The organism is Actinoplanes sp. NPDC021490 (genome assembly GCF_055562135.1).
The window spans coordinates 206,777-229,234 of record NZ_JBVHFW010000014.1; the positions used below are offsets into that span (position 1 = coordinate 206,777).

At 69.3% G+C, this 22,458-nt stretch carries 19 protein-coding genes; 8 read left to right on the forward strand and 11 right to left on the reverse strand.

The annotated features are described in order from the left end of the window. Positions 1-2 precede the first annotated feature (2 nt). On the reverse strand, positions 3-1,487 hold the full coding sequence (locus tag ACZ3I4_RS32245; RefSeq protein ID WP_465385819.1) for an MFS transporter: 1,485 nt from the start codon (positions 1,485-1,487) through the stop codon (positions 3-5). A gap of 216 nt (positions 1,488-1,703) precedes the next feature. On the opposite strand from ACZ3I4_RS32245, the gene ACZ3I4_RS32250 reads away from it, so the two are divergent. Both ACZ3I4_RS32250 and ACZ3I4_RS32255 read left to right on the forward strand, forming a co-directional pair. Further along, a complete protein-coding gene (locus tag ACZ3I4_RS32250) occupies positions 1,704-2,300 on the forward strand; it encodes a TetR/AcrR family transcriptional regulator (protein ID WP_465385820.1) in 597 nt (198 codons plus the stop codon). Between the two features lie 38 nt (positions 2,301-2,338). After that, entirely contained in the window at positions 2,339-3,244 is a 906-nt protein-coding gene (locus ACZ3I4_RS32255) for an SDR family oxidoreductase (RefSeq protein ID WP_465385821.1), read from the forward strand. Positions 3,245-3,408: 164 nt separating this feature from the next. On the opposite strand, the gene ACZ3I4_RS32260 is transcribed toward ACZ3I4_RS32255, so the two are convergent. Beyond that, positions 3,409-4,386, reverse strand: coding sequence for an SDR family NAD(P)-dependent oxidoreductase (locus tag ACZ3I4_RS32260; RefSeq protein ID WP_465385822.1), 978 nt, complete (start codon positions 4,384-4,386; stop codon positions 3,409-3,411). A 73-nt stretch (positions 4,387-4,459) separates the two neighbouring features. On the opposite strand from ACZ3I4_RS32260, the gene ACZ3I4_RS32265 reads away from it, so the two are divergent. Next, positions 4,460-5,371 (forward strand): AraC family transcriptional regulator, encoded by a 912-nt coding sequence (locus ACZ3I4_RS32265; RefSeq protein WP_465385823.1) that lies wholly within the window; start codon positions 4,460-4,462, stop codon positions 5,369-5,371. Positions 5,372-5,430: 59 nt separating this feature from the next. Here ACZ3I4_RS32265 and ACZ3I4_RS32270 read toward each other — a convergent pair whose 3' ends face one another. Next, complete coding sequence (locus ACZ3I4_RS32270) at positions 5,431-6,639, reverse strand: alpha-amylase family protein (RefSeq protein WP_465385824.1); 1,209 nt, start codon at positions 6,637-6,639, stop codon at positions 5,431-5,433. A 115-nt stretch (positions 6,640-6,754) separates the two neighbouring features. On the opposite strand from ACZ3I4_RS32270, the gene ACZ3I4_RS32275 reads away from it, so the two are divergent. Both ACZ3I4_RS32275 and ACZ3I4_RS32280 read left to right on the forward strand, forming a co-directional pair. Continuing rightward, positions 6,755-7,624: an RNA polymerase sigma-70 factor gene (locus ACZ3I4_RS32275; RefSeq protein WP_465385825.1), complete on the forward strand. Its 870-nt coding sequence runs from the start codon at positions 6,755-6,757 to the stop codon at positions 7,622-7,624. A gap of 147 nt (positions 7,625-7,771) precedes the next feature. Then, complete coding sequence (locus ACZ3I4_RS32280; RefSeq protein ID WP_465385826.1) at positions 7,772-8,257, forward strand: DUF7919 family protein; 486 nt, start codon at positions 7,772-7,774, stop codon at positions 8,255-8,257. A gap of 481 nt (positions 8,258-8,738) precedes the next feature. On the opposite strand, the gene ACZ3I4_RS32285 is transcribed toward ACZ3I4_RS32280, so the two are convergent. Next, on the reverse strand, positions 8,739-9,479 hold the full coding sequence (locus ACZ3I4_RS32285) for an SDR family oxidoreductase (RefSeq protein ID WP_465385827.1): 741 nt from the start codon (positions 9,477-9,479) through the stop codon (positions 8,739-8,741). Positions 9,480-9,550: 71 nt separating this feature from the next. Next, the gene (locus tag ACZ3I4_RS32290) at positions 9,551-10,303 is read right to left on the reverse strand and encodes an NYN domain-containing protein (RefSeq protein WP_465385828.1); all 753 of its coding nucleotides are present in this window, start codon (positions 10,301-10,303) and stop codon (positions 9,551-9,553) included. A 370-nt stretch (positions 10,304-10,673) separates the two neighbouring features. On the opposite strand from ACZ3I4_RS32290, the gene eccB reads away from it, so the two are divergent. Beyond that, the gene (gene eccB, locus ACZ3I4_RS32295; RefSeq protein WP_465385829.1) at positions 10,674-12,086 is read left to right on the forward strand and encodes a type VII secretion protein EccB; all 1,413 of its coding nucleotides are present in this window, start codon (positions 10,674-10,676) and stop codon (positions 12,084-12,086) included. A 270-nt stretch (positions 12,087-12,356) separates the two neighbouring features. On the opposite strand, the gene ACZ3I4_RS32300 is transcribed toward eccB, so the two are convergent. The 3 genes from ACZ3I4_RS32300 to ACZ3I4_RS32310 all read right to left on the reverse strand — a co-directional run bounded on the left by ACZ3I4_RS32300 (position 12,357) and on the right by ACZ3I4_RS32310 (position 13,956). Further along, entirely contained in the window at positions 12,357-12,617 is a 261-nt protein-coding gene (locus ACZ3I4_RS32300) for a hypothetical protein (protein ID WP_465385830.1), read from the reverse strand. 341 nt (positions 12,618-12,958) lie between these two features. Continuing rightward, positions 12,959-13,588, reverse strand: a complete 630-nt coding sequence (locus ACZ3I4_RS32305; RefSeq protein ID WP_465385831.1) for a permease prefix domain 1-containing protein — start codon at positions 13,586-13,588, stop codon at positions 12,959-12,961. A gap of 47 nt (positions 13,589-13,635) precedes the next feature. Further along, a complete protein-coding gene (locus ACZ3I4_RS32310) occupies positions 13,636-13,956 on the reverse strand; it encodes a PadR family transcriptional regulator (protein WP_465385832.1) in 321 nt (106 codons plus the stop codon). 73 nt (positions 13,957-14,029) lie between these two features. On the opposite strand from ACZ3I4_RS32310, the gene ACZ3I4_RS32315 reads away from it, so the two are divergent. Further along, positions 14,030-16,153, forward strand: coding sequence for an MMPL family transporter (locus tag ACZ3I4_RS32315; protein WP_465385833.1), 2,124 nt, complete (start codon positions 14,030-14,032; stop codon positions 16,151-16,153). Positions 16,154-17,067: 914 nt separating this feature from the next. On the opposite strand, the gene ACZ3I4_RS32320 is transcribed toward ACZ3I4_RS32315, so the two are convergent. The 3 genes from ACZ3I4_RS32320 to ACZ3I4_RS32330 form a co-directional block, all read right to left on the reverse strand. Further along, on the reverse strand, positions 17,068-17,265 hold the full coding sequence (locus tag ACZ3I4_RS32320; protein ID WP_465385834.1) for a hypothetical protein: 198 nt from the start codon (positions 17,263-17,265) through the stop codon (positions 17,068-17,070). Positions 17,266-18,289: 1,024 nt separating this feature from the next. Further along, the gene (locus ACZ3I4_RS32325) at positions 18,290-18,769 is read right to left on the reverse strand and encodes a hypothetical protein (RefSeq protein WP_465385835.1); all 480 of its coding nucleotides are present in this window, start codon (positions 18,767-18,769) and stop codon (positions 18,290-18,292) included. An 820-nt stretch (positions 18,770-19,589) separates the two neighbouring features. Beyond that, positions 19,590-20,984, reverse strand: coding sequence for a serine/threonine-protein kinase (locus ACZ3I4_RS32330; RefSeq protein ID WP_465385836.1), 1,395 nt, complete (start codon positions 20,982-20,984; stop codon positions 19,590-19,592). Positions 20,985-21,177: 193 nt separating this feature from the next. Between ACZ3I4_RS32330 and ACZ3I4_RS32335 the strand changes: the two genes are divergently transcribed. Continuing rightward, the gene (locus ACZ3I4_RS32335; RefSeq protein WP_465385837.1) at positions 21,178-22,458 is read left to right on the forward strand and encodes a hypothetical protein; all 1,281 of its coding nucleotides are present in this window, start codon (positions 21,178-21,180) and stop codon (positions 22,456-22,458) included.

Here is a 22,458-nt window from a genome sequence, read left to right on the forward strand (position 1 = left end):
GTTCAGGCCCGGCTGTGCGAGTGGGGCAGGTGCAGCTCGGCGGGCTCCGGGGGCAGGTCGTCGACGCCGGTGGCCACGGCCTCGGTGTGGCGGCGGTGCGCCGCGGGCAGGGCGAGCGCGGCCACGATGGCCAGCACGGCCACCCCGGCGCAGACCCAGAAACCGACCGTGAACGCGTCGTCGGTGGGCAGGCCCTGCGCCGTGGTCTTCGAGGTGATCACGGCGGCGACCACCGCGGTGCCGATGCTGCTGCCGATCGTACGGGCAATGGTGTTGACGCTCGTGGCCTCTCCGGTCTGGGTGGCCGGGACGGCTTCGATGATCGCGTTGGACATGGCCGCGAAGGCGAATCCGATGCCCGCGCCGGTGAGGATGCCGGACAGCAGCACCTGCCACATCTCGCCGTGCGCCAGCGCCGGGATCGCGAACGCGGCGACGACGAACACGGCGCCCAGGAACATCGGCAGCTTCGGGCCGAACTTGCGGTTCAGGATGCCGGCCAGCGGACCGAAGAGGACCATCATGACCACGGTCGGCAGCAGGAACAGCCCGGCCTGCGAGACCGACTTGCCGAACCCGTAACCGGTCTCCGCGGGCAACTGGATCAGCGTCGGGACCAGCAGGAACGTACCGAACATGGCGAAGCCCAGAATGAGCGCGACCAGGTCGGTGGCCCACACGCCGCGGATCTTCATGAGGCGCATGTCGATGAGCGGCTCGCGGACCTTGAGCTCCACGACGACGAACACGACCAGCCCGACGACACCGAGCGCCAGCAGCCCGATGGTCTTGGCGTCGCCCCAGCCCCAGGCCTGACCCTTGCTGATCGCGAGCAGCAGCCCGACCAGCGAAACCGACAGGATGGACGCGCCGACCACATCGAGCTTGCCCGGCGTACGGACCGGGGACTCCTTCATGCCGAAGACCGCGCCGGCCAGGGCGATCAGGACCAGCGCCAGCGGCAGCCAGAACAGCCAGTGCCACGACAGGTGCTCGACGATCGGCCCGGCCGCGACGATGCCGATACCGGCGCCGATGCCGAAGATCGCCGAGATCAGGCCGACCGTGGTGGCCACCCGCTCGCGGGGCAGCTCGTCGCGGACGATGCCGATCGACAGCGGCAGGATCGCGCCGGCCGCACCCTGCAGCACCCGACCGACGATCAGCACGGCGAGGTTGGGCGCCAGCGCCGCCACGACGGTGCCTGCGGCCAGGATGGCCAGCACGACGATCAGGATCTTGCGCTTGCCGGCCATGTCACCGAGCCGGCCGAGGATCGGCGTGAGCACCGACGCCGACAGCAGGTACGCCGTGACGATCCAGCTGACGTCCGCGGTCGACACCTCCAGGTCGCGGCCGATCGTGGCCAGGGCCGGCGAGACCAGGGACTGCAGCACCGCGAAGGCCAGACCGCCCAGAGCCAGATAGAGCACGAGCAGGCCGCCGCTGGGGCGGGTGCCCTCGGCGCGTTCTTCGATGTGGGTCATGACGTCCCCGAGACTGGAAGTAAATGGTTGCTTACTTATTAGATCGAGCCTTTGCCGCTAAGTCAACGATTGCTTACGTCACACCAGCGCAAAGTCAATGCCTGTTTACATGGCGTGGTGGCCGGGGTTACGCTGCTTCGACACTGTTCCAATCAGCCCTCAGGGTGTTCAGCGTCCTCTGGTTCCTCAGGCGTCGATCAGGCGAAAGGCTCCACGTTGGCAGACATCCCCGGCCAGCCCCGGCGCCGCGACGCGGCCCACACCCGGCAGCTCCTGCTCGACACGGCCCGCCACCACTTCGCCCGTCAGGGCTTCGCCACCACCACCGTGCGCGACATCGCCGACGGCGCCGGGGTGAACGTCGCGCTGATCAACCGCTACTTCACCTCCAAGGAAGGCCTGTTCGAGGCCTGCCTGGCCAGCGCGGTCACCGACCTGAGCCGGGACGCCGAACGCTCCTCCCCCGCCGACATCGCCGCCAAGATGGCGCACCGCATCGTCGGATCGGACGACGACCCGCGACTGCACGAGGCGTTGCTGCTCCTGGTGCGGTCCTCCGGCGAAGAGCGAACCGACGAGATGCGTAGAACCCTGCTGCGCTCGATCAGCCGCCGCCTGGCCAGCGCCACCAACGGCTCCGCCGACCCACCGGACCACACGGCCGAACTACGCGCGCAAATCCTCCTCGGCGCCGTCCTCGGCACGACGCTGCTGCGCAAGTCCATCGGAGTGCCACCTCTGGCCACCGCCGGCGAGGAGGAGATCCGCGACGCGTTCTCCGACCTGATCGAGACGCTGCTGCCGCCCGGCTGACCCCTTTTCTGTCATACCCCGCTGCCACGATCCTCGGCATGACCGCATCGCTGAAGGGCAGAGTCGCGCTGGTGGCCGGGGCGACCCGGGCCTCGGGCCGGGCCATCGCCGTGCAGCTGGGAGCGCTCGGCGCCACCATCTACGCCACGGGCCGGTCCAGCCGGGCGTCGGGCCGCTCCGAGATGGACAGACCGGAGACGATCGAGGAGACCGCCGAGGCCGTCGACGCGGCCGGCGGCCACGGCATTCCTGTCCGGGTCGATCACAGCGTTCCCGCCGAGGTCGCCGCGCTGACCGAGCGAATAGCGGCCGACCATGGCCGACTCGACGTGCTGGTCAACAACGTCTGGGGCGGAGACATGTTCACCGAGTGGGGCAAGCCGCTCTGGGAACATTCGATCGATCGCGGGCTGCGCATGCTGCATCAGGGCGTCGACACACACCTGATCACCAGCCACTACGCCTTGCCCCTGCTGATCCGGCGGCCGGGCGGCCTGATCGTCGAGATGACCGACGGCAAGGCGATCGACGGGGACTATCGCGAATCCGTCTACTACGACCTGGTCAAGGTCTCAGTGATCCGGCTGGCCCAGGCCCAGGCGGCCGAGCTGCGCCCGCACGGCGCCGCCGCCGTCGCGGTCACTCCCGGTTGGCTGCGGTCGGAGCGCATGCTCGACAAATACGGCGTCACCGAGCAGACCTGGCAGTCCGCCGAGGCCGAGCACTTCGGCATCACCGAGTCCCCGCACTTCGTGGGCCGGGGTGTGGCCACCCTGGCCGCCGACCCTGACGCGCTCCGGTTCACCGGCCAAACCCTGGCCAGCATCGACCTGGCCCGCGAATACGACCTGACCGACCTCGACGGCAGCCGCCCCGACTTCCCGCGCTACTTCACCGAGGTGATGGCGCCGGGCCACCCACCTGATGCCGCCGGCTACCGCTGACCGCGGGCCACACGCCCCGCATCACACATTGCCGCGGCGGACGTGCCGAGCCGCGCCACCGCGCACGCATGCCGAGCCGCGCCACCGCGCACGCATGCCGAACCCCGTCACCGCGCACGCGTGCCGAACCCCGTCACCGCGCAGGCGTGCTCGGCATAGATGCGTCAGCGGGCGAGCAGCGCCTCGCTCAGCTCCCACAGGCGCTGGGCCGACCTCGGGTCGATGGAGTGGGAGACGACCTCGGACGGGGGCTCGACGGATGACATCGGGCGGGGGCGGTCGTCCAGAACGGAGATGTCGTTGTCCTTCAGATAGACGCCGCCGATGCCCGCCAGCAACGGGCTCGTGGCGGCGAAGACCGAGGTGCTCGCGCCCTGCTCCGGGGTCTTCTTGCCGTGAGCCGGGTCGATGATCGGGTGGCCGGACTCGTCGACCAGGCCCTGTTCGCGCAGCATGTCGAGGCCGACGGCGCCGTTGAGGCCGGTGCCGACGACCACGCCGGGGTGGACGGCGTAGCCGTTGACGTCGTGTTCGGCCCAGCGGCGGTCGAGTTCCACGGCGTGCAGGACGTTGGCCGTCTTGGATTGGGCGTAGGCGAGCAGCAAGTCGTACGGGGTGTGCTCGAAGGTCGGATCGTCCCAGAGCACGTCGGAGAAACGCTGTGCGCCCGACGTCACGTTGACCACGCGGGCGGCGGGGGTGGCGCGCAGCACGGGCAGCAGGGCCAGGGCCAGCTGGAAGTGGCCCAGGTGGTTGGTGGCGAACTGCACCTCGTAGCCGCGCGCGTCCCGTTCCAGCGTGGGCGGGGCCGGGCGGCCGGCGTTGTTGATCAGGGCGTGCAGCGGGCGGCCGGCCGAGAGGTACCGGGTGGCGAAAGCGTCGACCGAGGACGGGTCGAGCAGATCCAGCCGGTCCACGGTGACGTGCTCGATCCCGGCCACGGCGGCCCTGGCCCGGTCCGGGTCGCGTGAGCCGATGGTGACCGAGGCGCCGGCTCGGCTGAGCGCGCGGGTCGTCTCCCGGCCGATGCCGGAGTGTCCGCCGGTGACTATCGCGTAGAAGCCGGACAAATCACGGCCGGCCAGCACGTCGTCCGCGGTCGAGGCGGCGGTGAAACCCGAGCCGATGGGTTGCTGTTTCATACCTCCAGCGTGCGCGTCCCCGCCCGTACGCTGAATGGTTGTCGATCCGGATTATTTGTGCGAGCGTACGAACGTGGGCGCAGACCGGCTGTCCGAGGTGTTCGATCTCGTCGAGGTGCGCGGTGTGCTCTCCGGCGGGTTCGCCGCGCGCGGCCGATGGTTCTCGCGGGGCGAGGTGCGTCTGCCGCTCAAGTTCCTGGCCATCCCGTACGGGCAAGTGGGTCTGACCACCGACGGCCTGGACGCGCCGCTGATGCTCGAGGCTGGCGACGTCGCGATTCTCAGTGACCGGGAGTGGCTGCGGCTCGAGGGCGGCTCGGGTGACGGGCCGGCGCGCGAGGTGGTGCCCGACGAGCATTTCCGGTTCGACGTCGACCGCGAACGCGACGATGTGGTGGTGGGCGGGCGCATCGACGTCACCCCGGCCGGCCGGGCGCTGCTGCTCGACGCGCTGCCGCCGGTGGCCGTGGTCAGGTCGTCCACTCCGGGCACGTCGTCGCTGCGCGGTTGTGTGCATCGCATCGTCGACGAGATGACCGGCAGCCGGCTCGGGGCCTCATTCGCGATCCGCCAGCACGGGCAGTTGCTGCTGCTCGAAGTGGTGCGCGCGCTGCTGGCCGACGAGGACCGGCCGCCCGGATGGATCGCCGCGCTCCGCGACGAACGCCTGAAGCCGGCCCTCGACCTCATGCACGATCATCCCGGCCGCGCCTGGGGCCTGCAGGAGCTCGCGCACGCCGCGGCCATGTCACGCACTACGTTCGCCGGACGCTTCCGCGCGGTCGCGGGCGTTCCGCCGCTGGCCTACCTGACCCAGTGGCGCATGCTGCTGGCCCAGCGCGCCCTGCGCGACGGAGAGGTACGCCTCGCCTCCCTCGCGGCCACGCTGGGTTATGCGTCGGAGGCCGCGTTCAGCACGGCCTTCAAACGCGAGGTGGGCGAGTCACCGATGCGCTTCCGGAGCCGCCTGAGGACTGTTTCATAGAGGCCGCACGTCGCCCCAGCCCAGCGCAAGCCGAACAGGCCGACGCACCCCGAACCACGTCACCCCGACAGCACGGACCAACCGTGGGCGGGAACGAGCGCGGGATCGCCGCCCGGCTGGGACGACTCGAGCACCTGTGCGCCCGGATCAACGCCGGGGAAACGGTATTCGTCGTCGCCCACGTTGAGCAGCAAGGTGAGCGAGGCGGATTTGAGGGCCACGGCGGTGTTCGTCAGGTGCGTCGCGGTCGTCGCCGCGCGTGTGAGGGCGGGGTTGCGGCGCCGCAGCCCGATCAGCTTCTCGTGCAGGCGGTACGTCGGCCGGCCGAGCGGGGACAGCTCGCCGGGGCTGTCCGGGAACGCGGGCCGGATGGCGTCGTCGCCGCCCGCGCGCTCCTCCTTGACGCCGCGGAAGGCCTGCTCGTCGCCGTAGTAGATGCTCGGCACGCCCGCGACCGTCAGCAGGATCGCGATCGCATGGTCGAGGTGGCGCGGGTCGTCGAGTTTGCTGGCGATCCGGGTGACGTCGTGGTTGCCGAGGAACGTCATCGGCAGCCCAACCGGCAGCAACTCCGCATGCCGTTCGAGCGCGTGCGCCAGCTCGAAGAAATTGCCGTCGTTCAGGCTGCTCCAGATGGCCTTCCACAATTCGTACTGGGTCAGCGAATCGAGACCGGATTCGCGCAGGATCGCCGGATAGTCCCCGTGGATGATCTCGCCGACGAACCACGCCTCCGGGTGCTGCGGGCGCACGCGGGCGAGCGCGGCTTTCCAGAACTTCGGGTCGACCGCGTACGCCGCGTCGAGGCGCCACCCGTCGGCCCCGCGCGACAGCCAATGGTCCATTACCCGTACGACATGGTCGAGCACTTCGGGCTGCGTGTGGTCGAGCTCGCGCAGACTGCCGTGCCCCTCGAAATCGCCGCCGGTGAACCAGTGCGCCGGCGCCTGAAAGCCCCGCCCGACATGATTGAACACCCCATCGAGCAGCACCCGTACGCCGCGTTGCCGCGCCGCCGCGATCAGCGCGTCGAAGTCGGCGTCGTCGCCCAGCCTCGGATCGATGCGGAAATGGTCGACCGTGTCGTAGCCGTGCGTCTCGGACGCAAAGATCGGACCGAGCTGCAGCCCGTTGGCGCCCATCTCGACCAGGTAGTCGAGCCACCCGGTGATCTTGCCGAGGCGATGCCCGGGCCCGGCGCTGACGGCGCCCGTGAAGCCGAGCGGGTAGACGTGCCACCACACGGCATGGTCGATCCAGGGGCTCATCCCGGCGACCATACCCGCTGGGCCCGGCATCGAATCCGCCCGCGGTCTCCCGAGGCGCACGTCACTGACTTTCCGGCGATCACAGTGCCAGGATGAACTGCCGGGAGGGGGCGAAATGGGTCTGGCCGATCTGGACGACGCGGCACGAGTATTCACGGAGGTGCGGCCGCGCCTTTTCGGAATCGCGTATCGCATGCTCGGCAGCGCCACCGAGGCCGAGGATCTGGTGCAGGACGTGTGGCTGCGCTGGCAGACGTACGACCGCGAGACCGTGCAGAATCCGGCCGCTTTCCTGGCCACGACCACGACCCGCCTGGCCATCAACACCCTTCAATCGGCCCGGGTACGCCGGGAGACGTACATCGGGCCGTGGCTTCCCGAGCCCGTGGACACGAGCGCCGATCCCTACCTGGGCGCGGAAACCGGCAACGCGCTGGAATTCGCCGTTCTGCTGCTGTTGGAGAAGCTGACGTCCAACGAACGGGCCGCCTACGTGCTGCGGGAGGCTTTCGATTACCCGTACGGGCAGATCGCCGACATTCTGCAGGCCACCGAACCGGCCGTACGGCAATTGGTGTCCCGGGCCCGCAAACACGTGGCCGGGGAACGCAAGGCGCCCGTTTCACTGTCGGCCCAGAAGGAATTGCTGACCACGTTCCTCACGGCGGCGCGCTCGGGAAATCTGGCCGCCCTCGAGAATCTGTTCGCGGCCGGCGTCACCAGCATCACCGACGGCAACGGCGCCAAGCACGCCGCCCGCCGAATCGTCGTCGGCGCGGACCGGGTAGCAACTTTCATCGCCGCGTTCTCGTCGTTCTGGTGGGACGGAATCGTGCCCCGTTTCGTCATCGTCAACGGCCAGCAGGCCGCGGTACTGCACGACGGCAACGAGGTAAAAGCGGTGCTGACACTCAGCGCTTCGGCCGACGGCATCGACCAGCTGCTTTGGCTGATGAACCCGGAGAAGATCGCCGCATTCCGCTGAGTGTCGTTACACGGGTATTCTCCGCCCACAGCGCACGGGCGTTGCTTGCCGGCAGGGCTGAGGTCCAACGCCAGTGATCGCACGTGGCCGAACTACCCGGCACGCTCCACGGCCGACCGGACGTGACCGTCCTGATAGAACGTGCGTGTGACCTACTTCGAGGACCTGACCCCGTACGCGTACAGCGAGCTTGAAGTCTTCGAAGTTCCGGGCGCTTGGATCGAATACCGGCCAAGCTACGAGCGGCTCAACGTCGGATGGATCGACGCGCCCCACCAGTTCGCGACCGGGACGACGCCCGAGGGTTTGGCGGACGCCCTGCTCGACATCATCTCGGGCATCACCGTCAACCGCATGCGCGGATTCCATCAATGCACGATCTGCCTGGCGGCATCGGTGCGGGGAATGCTCACCGTTGACCACCCGAGCGGCATCGTGCATCTGGGCCACGCCGAGATCAGGGTGCCGGCGCGGCCCGGAACGATGTTCGCCGCTCCCACGCTCGTCTGGCACTACGTCACCGCACATCGGTACCAGCCGCCGCCTGCGTTCGTCGAGGCGGTGCGGCGATACGACCCGGCCTGGACGGCCGCGTGGCCCCCCAGCGACGCAGAGCGCATCCCCTTCGATTGAGCGAATCCGCACGAACGCTCAAGCACGGCACGAACGCTCAAGCACTGCACGAACGCTCAAGCACGGCGCGAACGCTCAAGCACGGCGCGAACGCTCAAGCACGGCGCGAACGCTCAAGCACGGCACGAACGCTCAAGCACGGCACGAACGCTCAAGCACTGCACGAACGCTCAAGCACTGCACGAACGCTCTCGCCCAAGCACCGCACGAACGGTCGCACGGCACGAACGCTCAAACACTGCACGGACGCTCACCGTTACGCACTGCACGAACGGTTGCGCTCACGCACGGCACGAACGCTCACGCCCTGCACGGACGCTTACCGTTACGCACTGCACGAACGGCTGCGCTCACGCCCTGCACGAACGCTCAGGCACTGCACGAACGCTCACCCTCATGCACTGCACGAACGGTTGCGCTCACGCACCGCACGAACGGTTGCCGTCGGCCGGCGGCCTCGTTGCCGCCGGCCGGGGGTGTGCTACTTCTGGGTGGTCAGCCACTCGCGGAACGTCGTTTTGGCGATGATCGCGTCGGTGGGGGCGGTCAGGACGTTGCCGGGGACGGCGGCGAACATGCCGGCGGCCGGGTCCGTGACGACCGTGCGGGTGTCGCCCTTGGCCTGCAGCGCGATGCGGCCCAGGTCGTCGAGTGTGAAGATCTCGGGGCCGGCCACGTTGCGGACGCCGAGCAGTGGGGTGCCCGCGCTGACTTCGGCCACGGCTCGGGAGATGTCGGCTGAGGCCAGCGGCTGCACGGGGGTCGCCGGGAGGCGTACGGTGTCGCCGTCGGCTGTCCAGGACAGCACGGAGTTCATGAACTCGAAGAACTGGGTCGCGCGGACGATCGACCACGGGATCGGGCCCGCCTTGAGCACGTTTTCCTGCAGCACCTTGGCCTTGTAGTAGTCGAGGGCGGGCACCTGGTCGACGCCGACGATCGACAGGATGACGGCGTGGCCGACGCCCTGATGTTTCGCGGCGGCGAGCATGTTGTCCATCGTCTGCTGGAAGAAGGCCGGCGACTTCTCGTCGAAGGTCGGCGAGTTCGTCAGGTTGACCACCACGTCGGCGCCCTTGAGGCCCGCGTCGAGTCCTTCGCCGGTGAGCAGGTCGACACCGTTCGACGGGGACAGCGGCTCGGCGTCGTGGCCGTGTTCCCCCAGCAGCTTGACGACCTGCGACCCGATGAGCCCGGTACCGCCCAGCACGGCGATCTTCATTTCCATCACACCTTTCGTGTTCTGCCTCGGTCACCTACTTCGACCGGACAGCCCCGGAAGCTGTGACAGCCTTACGCGTCCTTCTTTGTCCGGCGGCGCTTGTCGCGTACCTGGAAAACGGCTTTCTTGCCCTGACCGATGTCGCGCCGCTCCAGCTCGAACAGGGTGATCGCGCCGATCAGGTCGCTCAGTTTGCTGTAGCCGTACGTGCGCGAATCGAAGTCGGGGCTCTGGTTGGTCAGGATCTGCCCGACGTGCGCGAGCGTCGCCCAGCCGTCGTCGTCGGATGCGGCCTCGACGGCGTTGCGGACCTGGTTGACCAGGGCCGAGTTGTTGCGCAGTTGCTCGGCCGCGGTCAGCTGCACCGGCTCGGGCGCGGTGGGGCCGGTCAGGTTTTCGGTGTAGATGAACTTGTCGCACGCGGCGACGAACGATTTTGGCGTTTTGCGTTCGCCGAAGCCGTAAACGGTCAGTCCGGACTCGCGGATGCGCGACGCCAGCCGGGTGAAGTCGCTGTCGCTGGACAGGATGCAGAACCCGTCGAACCGGCCCGTGTAGAGCAGATCCATGGCGTCAATGATCATCGCGGAGTCGGTCGAGTTCTTGCGATTCGTGTACGCGAACTGCTGCATCGGCTGGATCGACTGCGCGAGCAGCTCGTCCTTCCAGCCCTTGAGATTCGGGCCGGTCCAATCCCCGTACGCCCGTTTGACGTGCGCGGTGCCGTACTTGGCGATCTCGGCCAGCAGCGCCTCGATGATGCGCGATTGCGCGTTGTCGGCGTCGATGAGCACCGCCAGCTTCGCGTCGTTGTCAGCTGCCACGTCTGCTCCTCTTCCCGTTCCGGCCTCCGACAGCGTACGGGCCCAGAGTGCGACCAACCGGTCCCGGTGATCAGCGCCTCTGCGGCGTGTCAGTTGGGCCGCACCTGCGTGTGGCCGCCCGGCCACGCCGGCGCGAGCGGGATGACGGCCGAGTTTCCCTGTGGCGTGGGACGGGTGAGCGCGTCGTGCTCGCGCGGGCACCACGGCCGGAGCTCGCGCTACGGCCGTGGTGATTTCGCAGGTCGCGAGGGAGCTTGGGGGCCTGGTTGGTGCGGTTGGGTCGGGCCACTACGCGTACGGTGGCCGTCCGCCTTTGATCTTGGGTGTGGAGAGGCGGCGGGGTATCGAGGGGGGCCTCTACAGTGAAGCCATGCCCACGCGTCAGGATCAGCTTCACTCGTATCAGTATGCGATGCAGCGGGTGGTGGCGGCGCTGGTCAGCCGGGATCCGGATCCGGCGCGGTCGCCGATGCGGCGGGCGGGGATGACGGCGCTGGTCAGTTTGCTGATCGCGTCGCTGGCGGTGGGGGCCACGGCGATTTATGGCCTGTTGACCGGGAACGGCAATACGGATCCGCGGGACTCGCGTGTGATCCTGCAGGAGAAGGGCACGGGCGCGCAGTTCGTGTATTCGAAAGCGGACAGCCGGCTGCATCCGGTGCTCAACTACAGCTCGGGACTGCTGCTCGCGGAGGGGTCACCGGCGTCGGTCAAGGGCATCTCGGCGCGCAAATTGTCCGCTGTGCCGCTGGGGGCGACGCTGGGGATTCCGGGGGCGCCCGACTCGCTGCCGGAGAAGTCGGCGCTGCTCACCGGCTCGTGGTCGGTGTGCACGCAGCGCGCGGACGCGGGTCTGCGGTCGACTGTGCTCGTCGGGACCACGCCGGGCGGCGGTCGTCTGGCCACTGCCAAACGGGAGGCGTTGCTGGTCAGCGAGCCGAACGGCCGGGTGTCGCTGGTCGACGGGAACCGCAAGTTCAGCATCCCGCCGGGGGCGGAGCTGCGCGTTCTGCGTTCGCTCGGCTACAACGCGCAGACGCCCTGGCCGGTCACGACGGCGTGGATCAACGCGATTCCGAGCGGGCCCGATCTGGTGGCGCCGCAGCTGCCCAATCGGAACGGCCGCTCGCCGGTGCCGGGGCTCGAAATCGGTCAGGTGATCACCGATGTGGGTAAGACGCAGTTCGCGGTGCTGCTTTCCGACGGGGTCGCGGCGGTGACGCCGTTCCAAGCCAAACTGCTGCAGGCGGTGCCGGGGGCCCGGGACGCGGTGCCGGTGAACAACTTCGTCGACCTGCGGCCGTCGCAGGCCCGCATCACCGACGCGGGTCAGCCCGGGGCGCTGCCCGTGACTGTTCCGGTGCTGGCCGACGGCACCCCGCAGCGCGCGTGCGTCACGCTGCCGATCCGTGATCCGGCGCGCGACGGGGTGCGGATCGATCCGGACATCCCGGACGGCACCGCCATTCCGCAGTCGACCGTGCAGGGGCAGGTGCGCGCCGACGTCGTGTATGTGCCGCGCGGGGGCGGGGCCGTGGTCGGTTCGCTGGCCAACCCGGAGTCGTCGCAGCTGGGCACGATCGGCATCGTCACCGACACGGGCACGATGTTTCCGCTGGCCAATCCGGGTCTGCTGGCCAGGCTGGGGTACGGCAAGGCGAAGCCGGTGGCGGTGCCGAGCGAGATCGTCAGCCTGCTCGCCACCGGACCGTCCCTCGATCCGGCCCGGGCCCAGCGCCCGGCTACGACGGCCGAGCCGAGCGAACCGGCCGCCGGACAGTGAGTGCCCGAGTCGGCCGCCGGACAGTGAGCGGCTGAGCCGGCCGTCGGCTAATGAGCGGCTGAGCCGGGCGCCCGCCAGTGAGCGGCTAACCGGCCGAACCAATGAGCGACTGAGCCGGGCGCCGGCCAGTGAGCGGCTGAGTCGGCCGAGCTAATGAGCGGCTGAACCTGGCGCCGGCCAGTGAGCGGCTGAGCCGGCTACCGGGTAGTGGGTGCCCCAGTCGGCCGTCGGCCGATGAGCGGCTGAGTTCGGCCAGAAACGCGCGTCGGCTCAGCGGTACTCGCGCACTTTCGGCACCGGCCAGCCGATGAAGTCGGCGATCTCCTCGTCCGGGGTCGAGTCCTGCGTGACCCAGTGCTCCAGGGCCTGGCGCAGCGACCACGGGACGCCGTCCGTGACGACATCCGGCCAGAGATCCTCGCCGAAGAGCTGGTCTCCCAGACGCGCGCGGGCCAGGTCGGCGAGGAAAGGTGCTTCCAGATAACGCCGCACATGTTCGCGGCAGGGTTCGTCACGGCCGGGCGCGGACATGGACGACTCCTTCGCGGACGCTCGAGCCGTCGACCGACGCGGCGGCGGATAGCTAGGCTTCCTAGCATCTCTATATCCGAGAGGTTTCGCAAGCCCGCTTCCCGGCCGGAAGACGAACCAGTCGCACGTCTCACAGGGGGCAGCGAACGTCGCCGCCTCCCGGAGAGCGGCAGGGCCGAGCACGTCACACAGAGCGAGCAAGCCCCGTCTCGACCTGGGAGGCGAGCGGGATCGCACGTCACACAAGGCCAGCAAGCCCCGCCGCAACCCGGGAGGAGCTGGATCGCACGCCAGACAAGGCCAGCAAGCCCCGCCCGGAAGGCGAGCAGGAGCCGGGCACGTCACACAGCGGCCAGGGTGCGCCACGCACTGACCGAGGCCGCGCCCAGAGGCATCACCAGCAGCACCGCGATGAAGAGCCACAGCTCGGGACCGAGGCCGCTCCCGAGGCTCAGGCTCGCGGCCATGAGCGGCAGGAGGAGCGACGAGACGAGGGTGAACGTGGCGGTGGCGCGGGCGATGGAGCGGCCGGCGTGCAGCCAGCGGTTTCCGATGCCGGTCGCGAGCACGCCGAGGACCGCCCCGGCGATCATGACGGCGCCGCCGGTTTCGATCGCCTTGTCGAGGAATGCCAGCCACCGCGAGTCGTTCAGCATCGGCCCGTGCGACGCCACGTCGACCAGCCGGACGCCCTTGTCCCACAGGAAGGGCTGAAACACCAGAGCGGCGGTCAAGATCCATGCCGTACGGCGGGAGGAGGCCACGGCGAGGGTGGTCTGATACGCCGCGGCGACCTGGTCGACCGGCCCGAAGTCGGCCTCCGCGCGCGCCCGGGCCTCGCCGGCGGTGCAGCCTGCCTTGATCAGCGCCTCGGTCGCGTCCTCGAGGTGGTCGGCGGCCTCCTGCATCAGGTCGCGCTTGACCCGCCGTGGTCCGACGAGGGCGGCCTCGAGCTCCGCGAGGTAGGTCACCCGGCCATCTTGCCGACGGCGGCCGCCGGCCACATCGGGTATCACCCCTAAGACGGCTTCAGCACGACGCCGACCACGCGCGAGAAATGGTCCCATTCGTCGCGCGCGGCGGCCAGGCGTTTGTGGCCGGAACGCGACAACGTGTAGGTCCGCCGGCGCCGGCCCGAGTCGTCCGACCAGTCGCTGCGCAGATATCCGGCCGCCTCCAGACGCCGCAGGGCCGGATAGACCGTGCCGGTGGGCAGGTCGAGCTCGCCACCGCTGCGGGCGGCCAGCGCCTCGATGATCGCGTATCCGTGCAGCGGCTGATTTTCGACGGTCGCGAGGATCAGCGCGTCGAGGTGACCACGGAGCGCGTCGGCTTTCATGTAGACAGCCTACACAATCGCGCTATACGTTGGCTGTCTACACGTAGGCAGACAACATGTAGGGAGCCTTCCGTTGACCACCACCGAGTCACCGCCCACCGCGCCGCACGGGGAGCGCCACACCCGGATGACCCGGCTCGCGAGCTGGTCGCAACGTCACCACTGGGCCGCCATCGCGCTGTGGGTCGTGGCGCTGGCCGCGATCATCGGCGGCTCCACGGTGGCGGGCAGCGACTACCGCAACGATTTCTCGCTGCCCGGCACCGAATCGGAACAACTGCTCGACGCGTACGCGCAACACAGCCCCCAGCAGCAGGGCGACAGCGTGACCGTGGTCGTGCAGTCGGCCGGCGGCATCGAGGCGCAGCAGGCCCGAGTCGACGCGCTGCTGGCCGACCTGCGCGGCCTCGCTCATGTGGCGTCAGTTCAACCACCCGATCCCCGTACGGGGGGAATCTCCGCGGACGGCACGGTCGGACGGGCCACCGTGATGCTCGACGACGCGGCGGGCTACATCCCAGCCGCCGACAAACGCGCAATCATGGACGCCGCGCTCGCGCACGACCGGGACGGACTGCGCGTCGAACTGTCCGGCGACGCCATCCGCGAGGTCGAGGAGGGTGGCGGCGGCCCGAGCGAGGGCGCGGGAATGCTGGCCGCGCTGGTCATCCTGCTGTTCCTGTTCGGCTCGCTGCTCGCCGCCTCGCTGCCGCTGATCACCGCGATCTTCGCCGTGGGCACCACGTTCGGCCTGGTCGGGCTGGCCTCGCATGTGATGACGATCCCCGACTACACGGCACCGATGCTGATCCTGGTCGGGCTGGGCGTCGGCATCGACTACTCGTTGCTCGTTTTTGCGCGATACCGCTCGGAGTTGCTCGCCGGCGCCCCTCGCGACGTGGCCGTCCGGATCGCCCTGGACACCGCCGGGCGCTCGGTTCTGTTCGCCGGCGCCACCGTCGTGATCGCGCTGCTCGGCCTCTACACGCTCGGGCTGGGCTCGCTCGAAGGGGTGGCCCTGAGCGTCACCCTGACCGTGCTCGTGACGATGCTCGCCTCGCTAACTCTGCTGCCGTCACTGCTGACCATCTTCGGCCGGCGGATTGAGCGAAGCATCCGCAAACACGCAGCCCGCAATGAGCGCCGCGGACGGGAACCCGGCCGTCGCTGGCGTTCGTGGGCCACCCTCGTGCAGCGCCGCCCGGTGCCCGCCCTGCTCGTCGCGGTGGCCGCCCTGGCCGCGTTGTGCGCCCCGGCGCTGGGCATGCGGCTCGGCCTGGCCGACGAGGGCAACGACCCGTCGTCGAGCACGACCCGGCAGGCGTACGACCTGATCGCCTCGTCGTTCGGGCCGGGCGCCAACGGCCCGCTGATCGTGGTGACTCCCAACGGCGACGAGACCAAGGCCCAGACGGCGTACGAGGTATTGGGCCGTTACGCCGGCGTCACGGACGCCACTCCCCCACGGCCGTCGGAGGACGGGCAGCTCCTGACCAGCCTGGCTTTCCCCGCCACGTCACCGCAGGCCGCCGAGACCGCCGACCTGGTTCGGGCCCTGCGCGACGATCTGCCGGACGGGGTGCTGGTCGGCGGCCCGACCGCGGCCACCGTGGACTTCGCCGAGGCCGTCGACCGCCGCTTCCCGCTCTTCGTCGGGGCCGTCGTCGGCTTGTCCGCCCTGCTGCTCCTGCTGGTCTTCCGCTCGGTGGCCATCGCGATCAAGGCGGCAATCCTCAACCTGCTGTCGATCGGCGCCTCGCTCGGCGTGATGGTGCTGGTCTTCCAGAACGGCTGGCTGTGGGCCGAACCGGGCCCGATCGAAGCCTTCGTCCCCGTCATCATCTTCGCCATCGTGTTCGGCTTGTCGATGGACTACGAGGTCTTCCTGGTCTCGAGAATGCACGAGGAATGGACCAAGACCCGAGACGCGACCCACGCCGTACGCGAGGGCCTGGCCACCACCGGAAGCGTCATCACCGCCGCCGCGGCCATCATGATCGTGGTATTCGGGGCCTTCGTCCTGAGCCCCGACCGCATGCTGCAGATGATGGGCCTGGGCATGGCCACCGCAGTCCTGCTGGACGCCCTGGTGATCCGCTGCCTGATCGTGCCGGCCGTGATGAGGTTGCTGGGCGAACGCGCTTGGTGGGGACCACGCTGGTTGCAGCGACGTTTACCGGCAGTGCGAGTCGATTAGGAGCCGCCCGAACTTGCGGCATAGCGGTTGAGGGCGCGCTGGTGCGGGCGCGCCCTTCCCCGCAGCACGCTCATCAGCAACGCTCGCGCGCAGTCTTTCCTGAAGGTTGCGCGCCGAACCCAAGCGCACCGGCGCGGCTCACCTTTGCGGCATGACGCGTTCATGACGACGGGTGCCGAACGCGCGGCGCACCGACCGAGAGCCACTCTGGTGGGGCGCGCCTTCCGCTCCGCGCATGCTGTGGCGCGCCTTCGCCTCGGGCCGTGGCGCGCCTTCGCCTCGGGCCGTGGCGCGCCTTCGCCTCGGCACCCGCTGTGGCGCGCCCTCCGCTCCGCGCATGCTGTGGCACTCCTCCCTCGGGCTGTGGCATGCCTTCTGGTTGGCACCTGCTGTGGCACCCCTTCCGCTCGGCACCTGCTGTGGCACGCCTTCCGCTTGGCACCTGCTGTGGGGCGCCCTCAGCTCGGCACGTGCCAATCGAGCTGCGAGCGAACTCGAGGCGCATGGTCCACGCACCTCCCCGCCGGGCGGGCAAGATATCGCGTTCCGGAGGTTTGCGGCTGCTTCGGTCGTGACGAAGGGCCACAGCCTGACCCGTGCGTCATCGGTCATTGAACAAGAGGACAACCCTTTGGTGCGTCGCCCGAAGAACGAGCATTGCCTTTACCGGACACCCTTCGGAAATTGGTCGCGCCTGAGCCCGCGGTGAAAGAGGTCATCAAGATAGTGTAGGCCACTTTGCCTCAGACTCGATTTGGAAGCGGACGGAGCGAGCTACATTCTTGGGTTTCGTGCAAAAAGTTACAGTAACATCTGACGCGGTCGCCATCTCACGATGCATCGCGAATGGCATGATCGAATACTGACATTGGGCATTTGGGCTACGAGATAATCTGTGCATGAACCGCCAGTTGTCATTGTTTGGCCGCGCCGATATTGCTGCGATGCGGGATCGGACTGCGGCGCGCAATTATTCGCCGGGCAATGACGCATTCCGGCGCGAGCATGAACGTCAGCGCGCGTGGGGATTGAAACGCCGTCATGCCGAGAAGCTGAGCCGGGTGCGAGGGCCCGACCTGACCAGGCCTGCGGGGCGCGACGATACCGGCCACCCGACCAGTCCAGCGCCGGGGCGGGTGTCGCGGCCAGGGGGCGCGAGTCCGTTGACGGCTGCCTCGCGACGGACGTCACCGTCCGTTGCGGTGCAGTCGGCTGCAGGTCCGATGCGGGTGCCGCCGTCCACGGCTCCAACTCGTCCGACGGGAATCCCGCGCCAGGCGCCGGCACCCACGACCCCAGCCCGACCGACCGCGATTCCGCGGCAAACACCGGCGCCCACATCCCCCATCCGACCCGCCACGACTCCGCGCCAACCACCCGCGCCCACATCCCCCATCCGACCCGCCACGACTCCGCGCCAACCACCCGCGCCCACATCCCCCATCCGACCCGCCACGACTCCGCGAAGGGCATCGGTCTCCACGCCTTCAGTCGAGGACGCCGCAGTCCGGCGGCAGACACCGGCGGTCACGCCTTCAGCACCGTCAACCACGGCGCCGCGAAAGGCACCGATCTCCACGCCTTCAGCCCGGGACGCCACAACCCGGCGGCAGACACCGGCGACCACGCCTTCAGCACCGTCAACCACGGCGCCGCGAAAGGCACCGATCTCCACGCCTTCAGCCCAGGACGCCACAACCCGGCGGCAGACACCGGCGACCACGCCTTCAGCAGCGTTCACCACGGCCCCTTGGCACACGGCGGCGGTCACGCCCTCAGATCCGACCGCCACGGTCCCGACAAAGACATCCACGCCGCCGGGTTCAGCCAGCGAAAATCCCGCGTCGAAGACCCATGTCCACGCTCTGAGCCGGGCCGGCCACAACTCGGCCACAGGCACCGGTGCTGTTGAGGTCAGCCGGGTCCACCGCAACCCCGCGACAGATACCGGGTCCTATGACTCCAGCTTGGCGCACCACGACCCCGGGCACACGACGGCACTGACCCATCAGGCCGGTCCGCCAGAACCTGAGTTCCGAGCCTTCAACCGCGCTTACCAAGACGTCGCGGTTACACAGTGGCACTCGCGCCCCCTACGCTGGCGTCGGCCGCACCCAAGATCCGGGGTCAAGGCCCTCATGCTCGGTGCACCAAACCCGACCCCGCGACAGTCAGCGGCCTCCAAGCCTTCAGTGCCGCCCAGCCACAACACCGGCGCTCACACGCTTGGCTGCACCCATCACAAACCCGCGGCAGGCAACCGTTTGCAGACAGCAAGACGCTGCAGCGAACACCGGCGTCCACGTCCTCGGCCTGGCCGACCCGACAGCTTCGCCACACGCCAGCGGTGCCGCCTTCAGCCCCGGGCCACCGCAGTCGCGAGGTGGATGCCGGGCCCAGGTCGGCATAGTTTCGGCAGCACGCCACGACACCTGGAGCGGGGTCGTCGGCCACCAGGTCGGGCCCGGCATGGTCGTTGACCGGCAGCGGGTCGGCGGCCACCAGATCGGAGCCGGCATGGTCGTTGACCGGCAGCGGGTCGGCGGCCACCAGATCGGAGCCGGCATGGTCGTTGACCGGCAGCGGGTCGGCGGCCATCACGTCGTTGCGGGGCACCACAGCTCGGCGGCAAACAGTGGCGCTTAGCTGCCCGGCCTCGCCACGGACGTTGGCAAGACAGCCCCGGTCCACCGCCGCCGCGCGCGGAGACCAGCGTCCTCGGGGCCGCTTATCGCGAACCTTGCGATGAGTTCGGCCGTCGCAGGACTGCTCGGCCGACCGAGTCGGCGTCCACATCGGGATGCGTAGACGCTGGAGTCTTCTTCTCGGCAACCGTGGAAGTATCCCCGGCGCTGTCCGCAGTCAAGGTCATTAGGTGTCCTTGATCAGGAGTTGTACCACTTTTCCTACGATTCCATCGACGGTCGAATGGACCCGGACACCGTGCACGATTCGCATTTTTGGGAGAGTGGCGGATGGGTGCCTTGGCTCGGGTGGCGGGGCGTGGGACGGGTTGGCTTTTTGATGGGTCATGCTTGGAGTGATGCTTGCGCACGGTGGGCTTTAATGATTTCTTTGGTTGCTGTCTGACCTTGGTTACGGTGACACTCGATGCCGTAATTGGCCGCCGGGTCTGTGCAACTCATCATGCTGTGGTCGCGGCCGAAAAGCGACCTTGCGATGGCTGAGTCAGATTGGATCAGCGGCGGTGGTGTGCTCCACGGGTCGCCTGGGTTTTCCGGGTGCGTTCGGCATGCCGATTGGCGTTGATTTTGGATGGGATTTGGTTTGTTGTCTGGGCCCTGGTCGGCTGGGTGCTTTCGCAGGGGTGGGCAGCCCGCACGGCGTGAGGGTGCGGCCGGAGGGGTCGTCACCCGGCCTCAGCGCGCCTGGGCGGCACTCGCTGGAGTTTCTGGAGCCGGCAGGGAGCCGTGCTCTACCTGGCGGGGGCGGGGGTCAGCGTGGGGAGGACGGTCAGGAGGGTGGGTAGGGCTTTGGACCAGTTGGGGGCGGGGGCTCTCCAGTCCACGGCGTAGGCGCGGGAGCCCAACCGGACGATCTGGCGTAGCGCCCGCAAGCGGCCGGCTGCCGGGTCGTCGTATGTGTACTCCCAGATGGCGGCGCCTGGGGTGGTGGCGATTCTCAGACGGCGGTAATGGGGGTGGGTTGTTTTGGTCTCCAGGGCGGTCAGGGCTGCGACCGGGTCGCCTGGGGCTGTCCATTCGGATACGCCCATCGCTGTTTTGCCGTCGGGGGCTGTGCAGGTCAAGTGGGCGCCGCGGAAGGACGGGTGCCAAGTCTTGGGCATTGCTATGCGGTAGTCGCCGGACGGCTCGGTCCACCAGAGGAAGCCGGGTGGGAGTGTGGGTGGGCTGGGGTGGGCGGTTGCGGGGGGCGTCGGAGGTGGGGGCGTCGGGGTGGTGGGCTGGGCGGCGAAGGCTACGCCGGCGACCGTGAGGGCTGCGGCCGCGACTACCGCGGTGCCGGCGGTCAAGAGGGTGGTGCGGCGCGGGGTGGGGGCTGTGCGGCGCAGGTGGCGGCGGGCCTCGGCGGCGGTCATGCGGTAGGCGGGGTCACGGCGCATCAAGCCGGCCAGCACCGGTTCCAGGGGGCCGGCCAACGTGAACGGGTCGGGGGTGCCGGCGTCGGCCGCGTGCAGGGCGTCGTCGGTGGTGTCGCGGGTGAACGGGGTGCGGCCCTCCACGGCGTGGTAGAGGGTGGCGCCCAGGGACCACAGGTCGCAGCGTTCGTCAGTTATCAAGTCGAAGAGGCGTTCGGGGGCCACGTATTTCGGGGAGCCGAGGATGACGTCGGCGGCGGCCAGGGCGGCCACGCCGGGCTTGCTGCCGGCGGGGCCGAAGTCGGTCAGCACGGCGCGGCCGTCCTGGGCGATCAGCACGTTGGACGGTTTGACGTCCAGGTGCAGCACGTCGGCCTCCCAGGCCGCGGTCAAGGCGGCCAGCAGGTCGAGACCGATCGCGGCCACGCGGGCGGGCGGCATCGGGCCCTCGGCGAGGATCAGGTCGAGCAGCGAGCGAGACGGCACGTACTCCATGACGATCCACGGGGCGTCACCGTCGAGCAGCACGTCGAGGGTGCGGATCACGTTCGGGTGATGGATGCGGGCGAACGCGCGGGCCTCGCGAGGGACCCAAACGCGTACGAGGGAACGCTTCTCGGGGGTCAGCGTCTTGGGCAGGCCGCACTTCTTCAACGCCACCGTGCGGCCCGTACGCTCGTCGGCCGCCAGCCAGACATGCCCGAGCCCGCCCTTGGCCAACGGGCCCAGCACGCGCCAGCGCCCGGCGATGAGGTCGCCCGCAGCCGTCATCCGCCGCCCCTGCCCTTCGCAGTGCCCGCCAGCACCCCTTGAAGGTACCCCGCACATGCTGGTGACAACGCGGTTGAACAGCCGATCACCATCGGACATGTGGACGCGCGACCCGGCCGTCCGGAGGAGTCGACCGGTGTCGATGCCGGGCGTAGGGTCGGCGGGCGTAACAAAACCTGCGAAGGCGAGACGCATGCGGACACTCGGATACCGGATCGCGGCGGTCGCCGTGGTCACCGCGACAGCGGCCACCGTGGCGGCGGTGCGGGCGACCGCAACGCCGGAAACCGTGACGGTCGGCCACATGGTGGCGGGCGCGGCTCACGCTCCCGCAGAGAGCACGCCGGCCGATCTGGCCGTGCAGTTCGAGGCGCTGCTCGGGCAGCATTCGGTGCTCGCCTCGAACATGATGCGCAGCCGGGTGCGCGGCGACGACGACTTCGCGCAGGCCGCGAACGCCTCGCTCGGGCAGAACACGACCGACATGACCAACCTGGTCGGTCAGCTGTTCGGCGACGCGACGGCCGGGAAGTTCCGTCCCCTGTGGTCGCGGCACGTCGTCGCGCTGTTCGGTTATGCGGGCGCGCTGGCCGACCACGACGACCAGGCCAAGGCGACCGCCCGGACGCAGCTGACCGAGTTCGAGGGCGCACTGGCCGCGTTCTTCTCCGGCGCGTCGCAGGGCCGGCTGCCGCTGTCCACCGCGCGCAGCCTCGTGGTGACGCACATCGAGCATCTGACCGGGCAGGCCGACGCGTACGCGGCGGGCAGCTGGGCCAAGTCCGACGAGCTGTCCCGTCTCGGTTTCCAGCACACCTACGACCTGGGGCTCGGCCTGGCCAAGGCGCTGCTGCCGCCGGCGGACACCGCGGTGCTGGAGGAACCGGTCTGGCGGCTGCGCTCGCAACTGGGCAAGCTGCTGGCCGAGCACGCCGTGCTGATCGAGGACGCGACCCGGGCCGCGGTCACCCGCACTCCTGACTTCAGCGCGGCCGGCCAGTCGCTCAACGCCAACACCAGCGACATCGCCGCGGCCATGGACACGCTGTTCGGCGGGACGGCGGCCCGGCAGTTCCAGACGCTGTGGGGCGCGCACGTTGAGGCGCTGGTGTCGTACGCGGCGGCGACCGCGGGCCGGGACGAGGCCAAGCAGAAGGCCGCGCGCGACCGGCTGACCGGCTTCCAGCAGCGCATGGGCAAGTTCCTGTCCGACGCGACCAGCGGGCGGGCCACCCCGGCGACCATGACGGCGGCGCTGGCCGAGCACGACCGGATGCTGCTGCAGCACGCCGACGCGTACGCGGCCAAGGACTATCCGAAGGCCCACACCATCGCCTACGACACGTACGACCACATGTTCCATCTCGCCCGTACGCTGGCCGACGCGTTCGGCGGCGCGGTGGCGGCCCGGCTCCCCAAGGGAGGCGCGCAAACCGGTTTCGGCGGGATGGCCGGCACCGTGGAACACTTCTGA

Bases quoted from the DNA above. Each gene is read 5' to 3' on its own strand.
- ACZ3I4_RS32260 (WP_465385822.1), bottom strand. From the start codon at position 4,386: ATGAAACAGCAACCCATCGGCTCGGGTTTCACCGCCGCCTCGACCGCG.
- ACZ3I4_RS32335 (WP_465385837.1), top strand. From the start codon at position 21,178: ATGCGGACACTCGGATACCGGATCGCGGCGGTCGCCGTGGTCACCGCG.
- ACZ3I4_RS32310 (WP_465385832.1), bottom strand. From the start codon at position 13,956: ATGAAAGCCGACGCGCTCCGTGGTCACCTCGACGCGCTGATCCTCGCG.
- ACZ3I4_RS32255 (WP_465385821.1), top strand. From the start codon at position 2,339: ATGACCGCATCGCTGAAGGGCAGAGTCGCGCTGGTGGCCGGGGCGACC.
- eccB (WP_465385829.1), top strand. From the start codon at position 10,674: ATGCCCACGCGTCAGGATCAGCTTCACTCGTATCAGTATGCGATGCAG.
- ACZ3I4_RS32285 (WP_465385827.1), bottom strand. From the start codon at position 9,479: ATGAAGATCGCCGTGCTGGGCGGTACCGGGCTCATCGGGTCGCAGGTC.
- ACZ3I4_RS32330 (WP_465385836.1), bottom strand. From the start codon at position 20,984: ATGACGGCTGCGGGCGACCTCATCGCCGGGCGCTGGCGCGTGCTGGGC.
- ACZ3I4_RS32275 (WP_465385825.1), top strand. From the start codon at position 6,755: ATGGGTCTGGCCGATCTGGACGACGCGGCACGAGTATTCACGGAGGTG.
- ACZ3I4_RS32270 (WP_465385824.1), bottom strand. From the start codon at position 6,639: ATGAGCCCCTGGATCGACCATGCCGTGTGGTGGCACGTCTACCCGCTC.
- ACZ3I4_RS32300 (WP_465385830.1), bottom strand. From the start codon at position 12,617: ATGTCCGCGCCCGGCCGTGACGAACCCTGCCGCGAACATGTGCGGCGT.
- ACZ3I4_RS32245 (WP_465385819.1), bottom strand. From the start codon at position 1,487: ATGACCCACATCGAAGAACGCGCCGAGGGCACCCGCCCCAGCGGCGGC.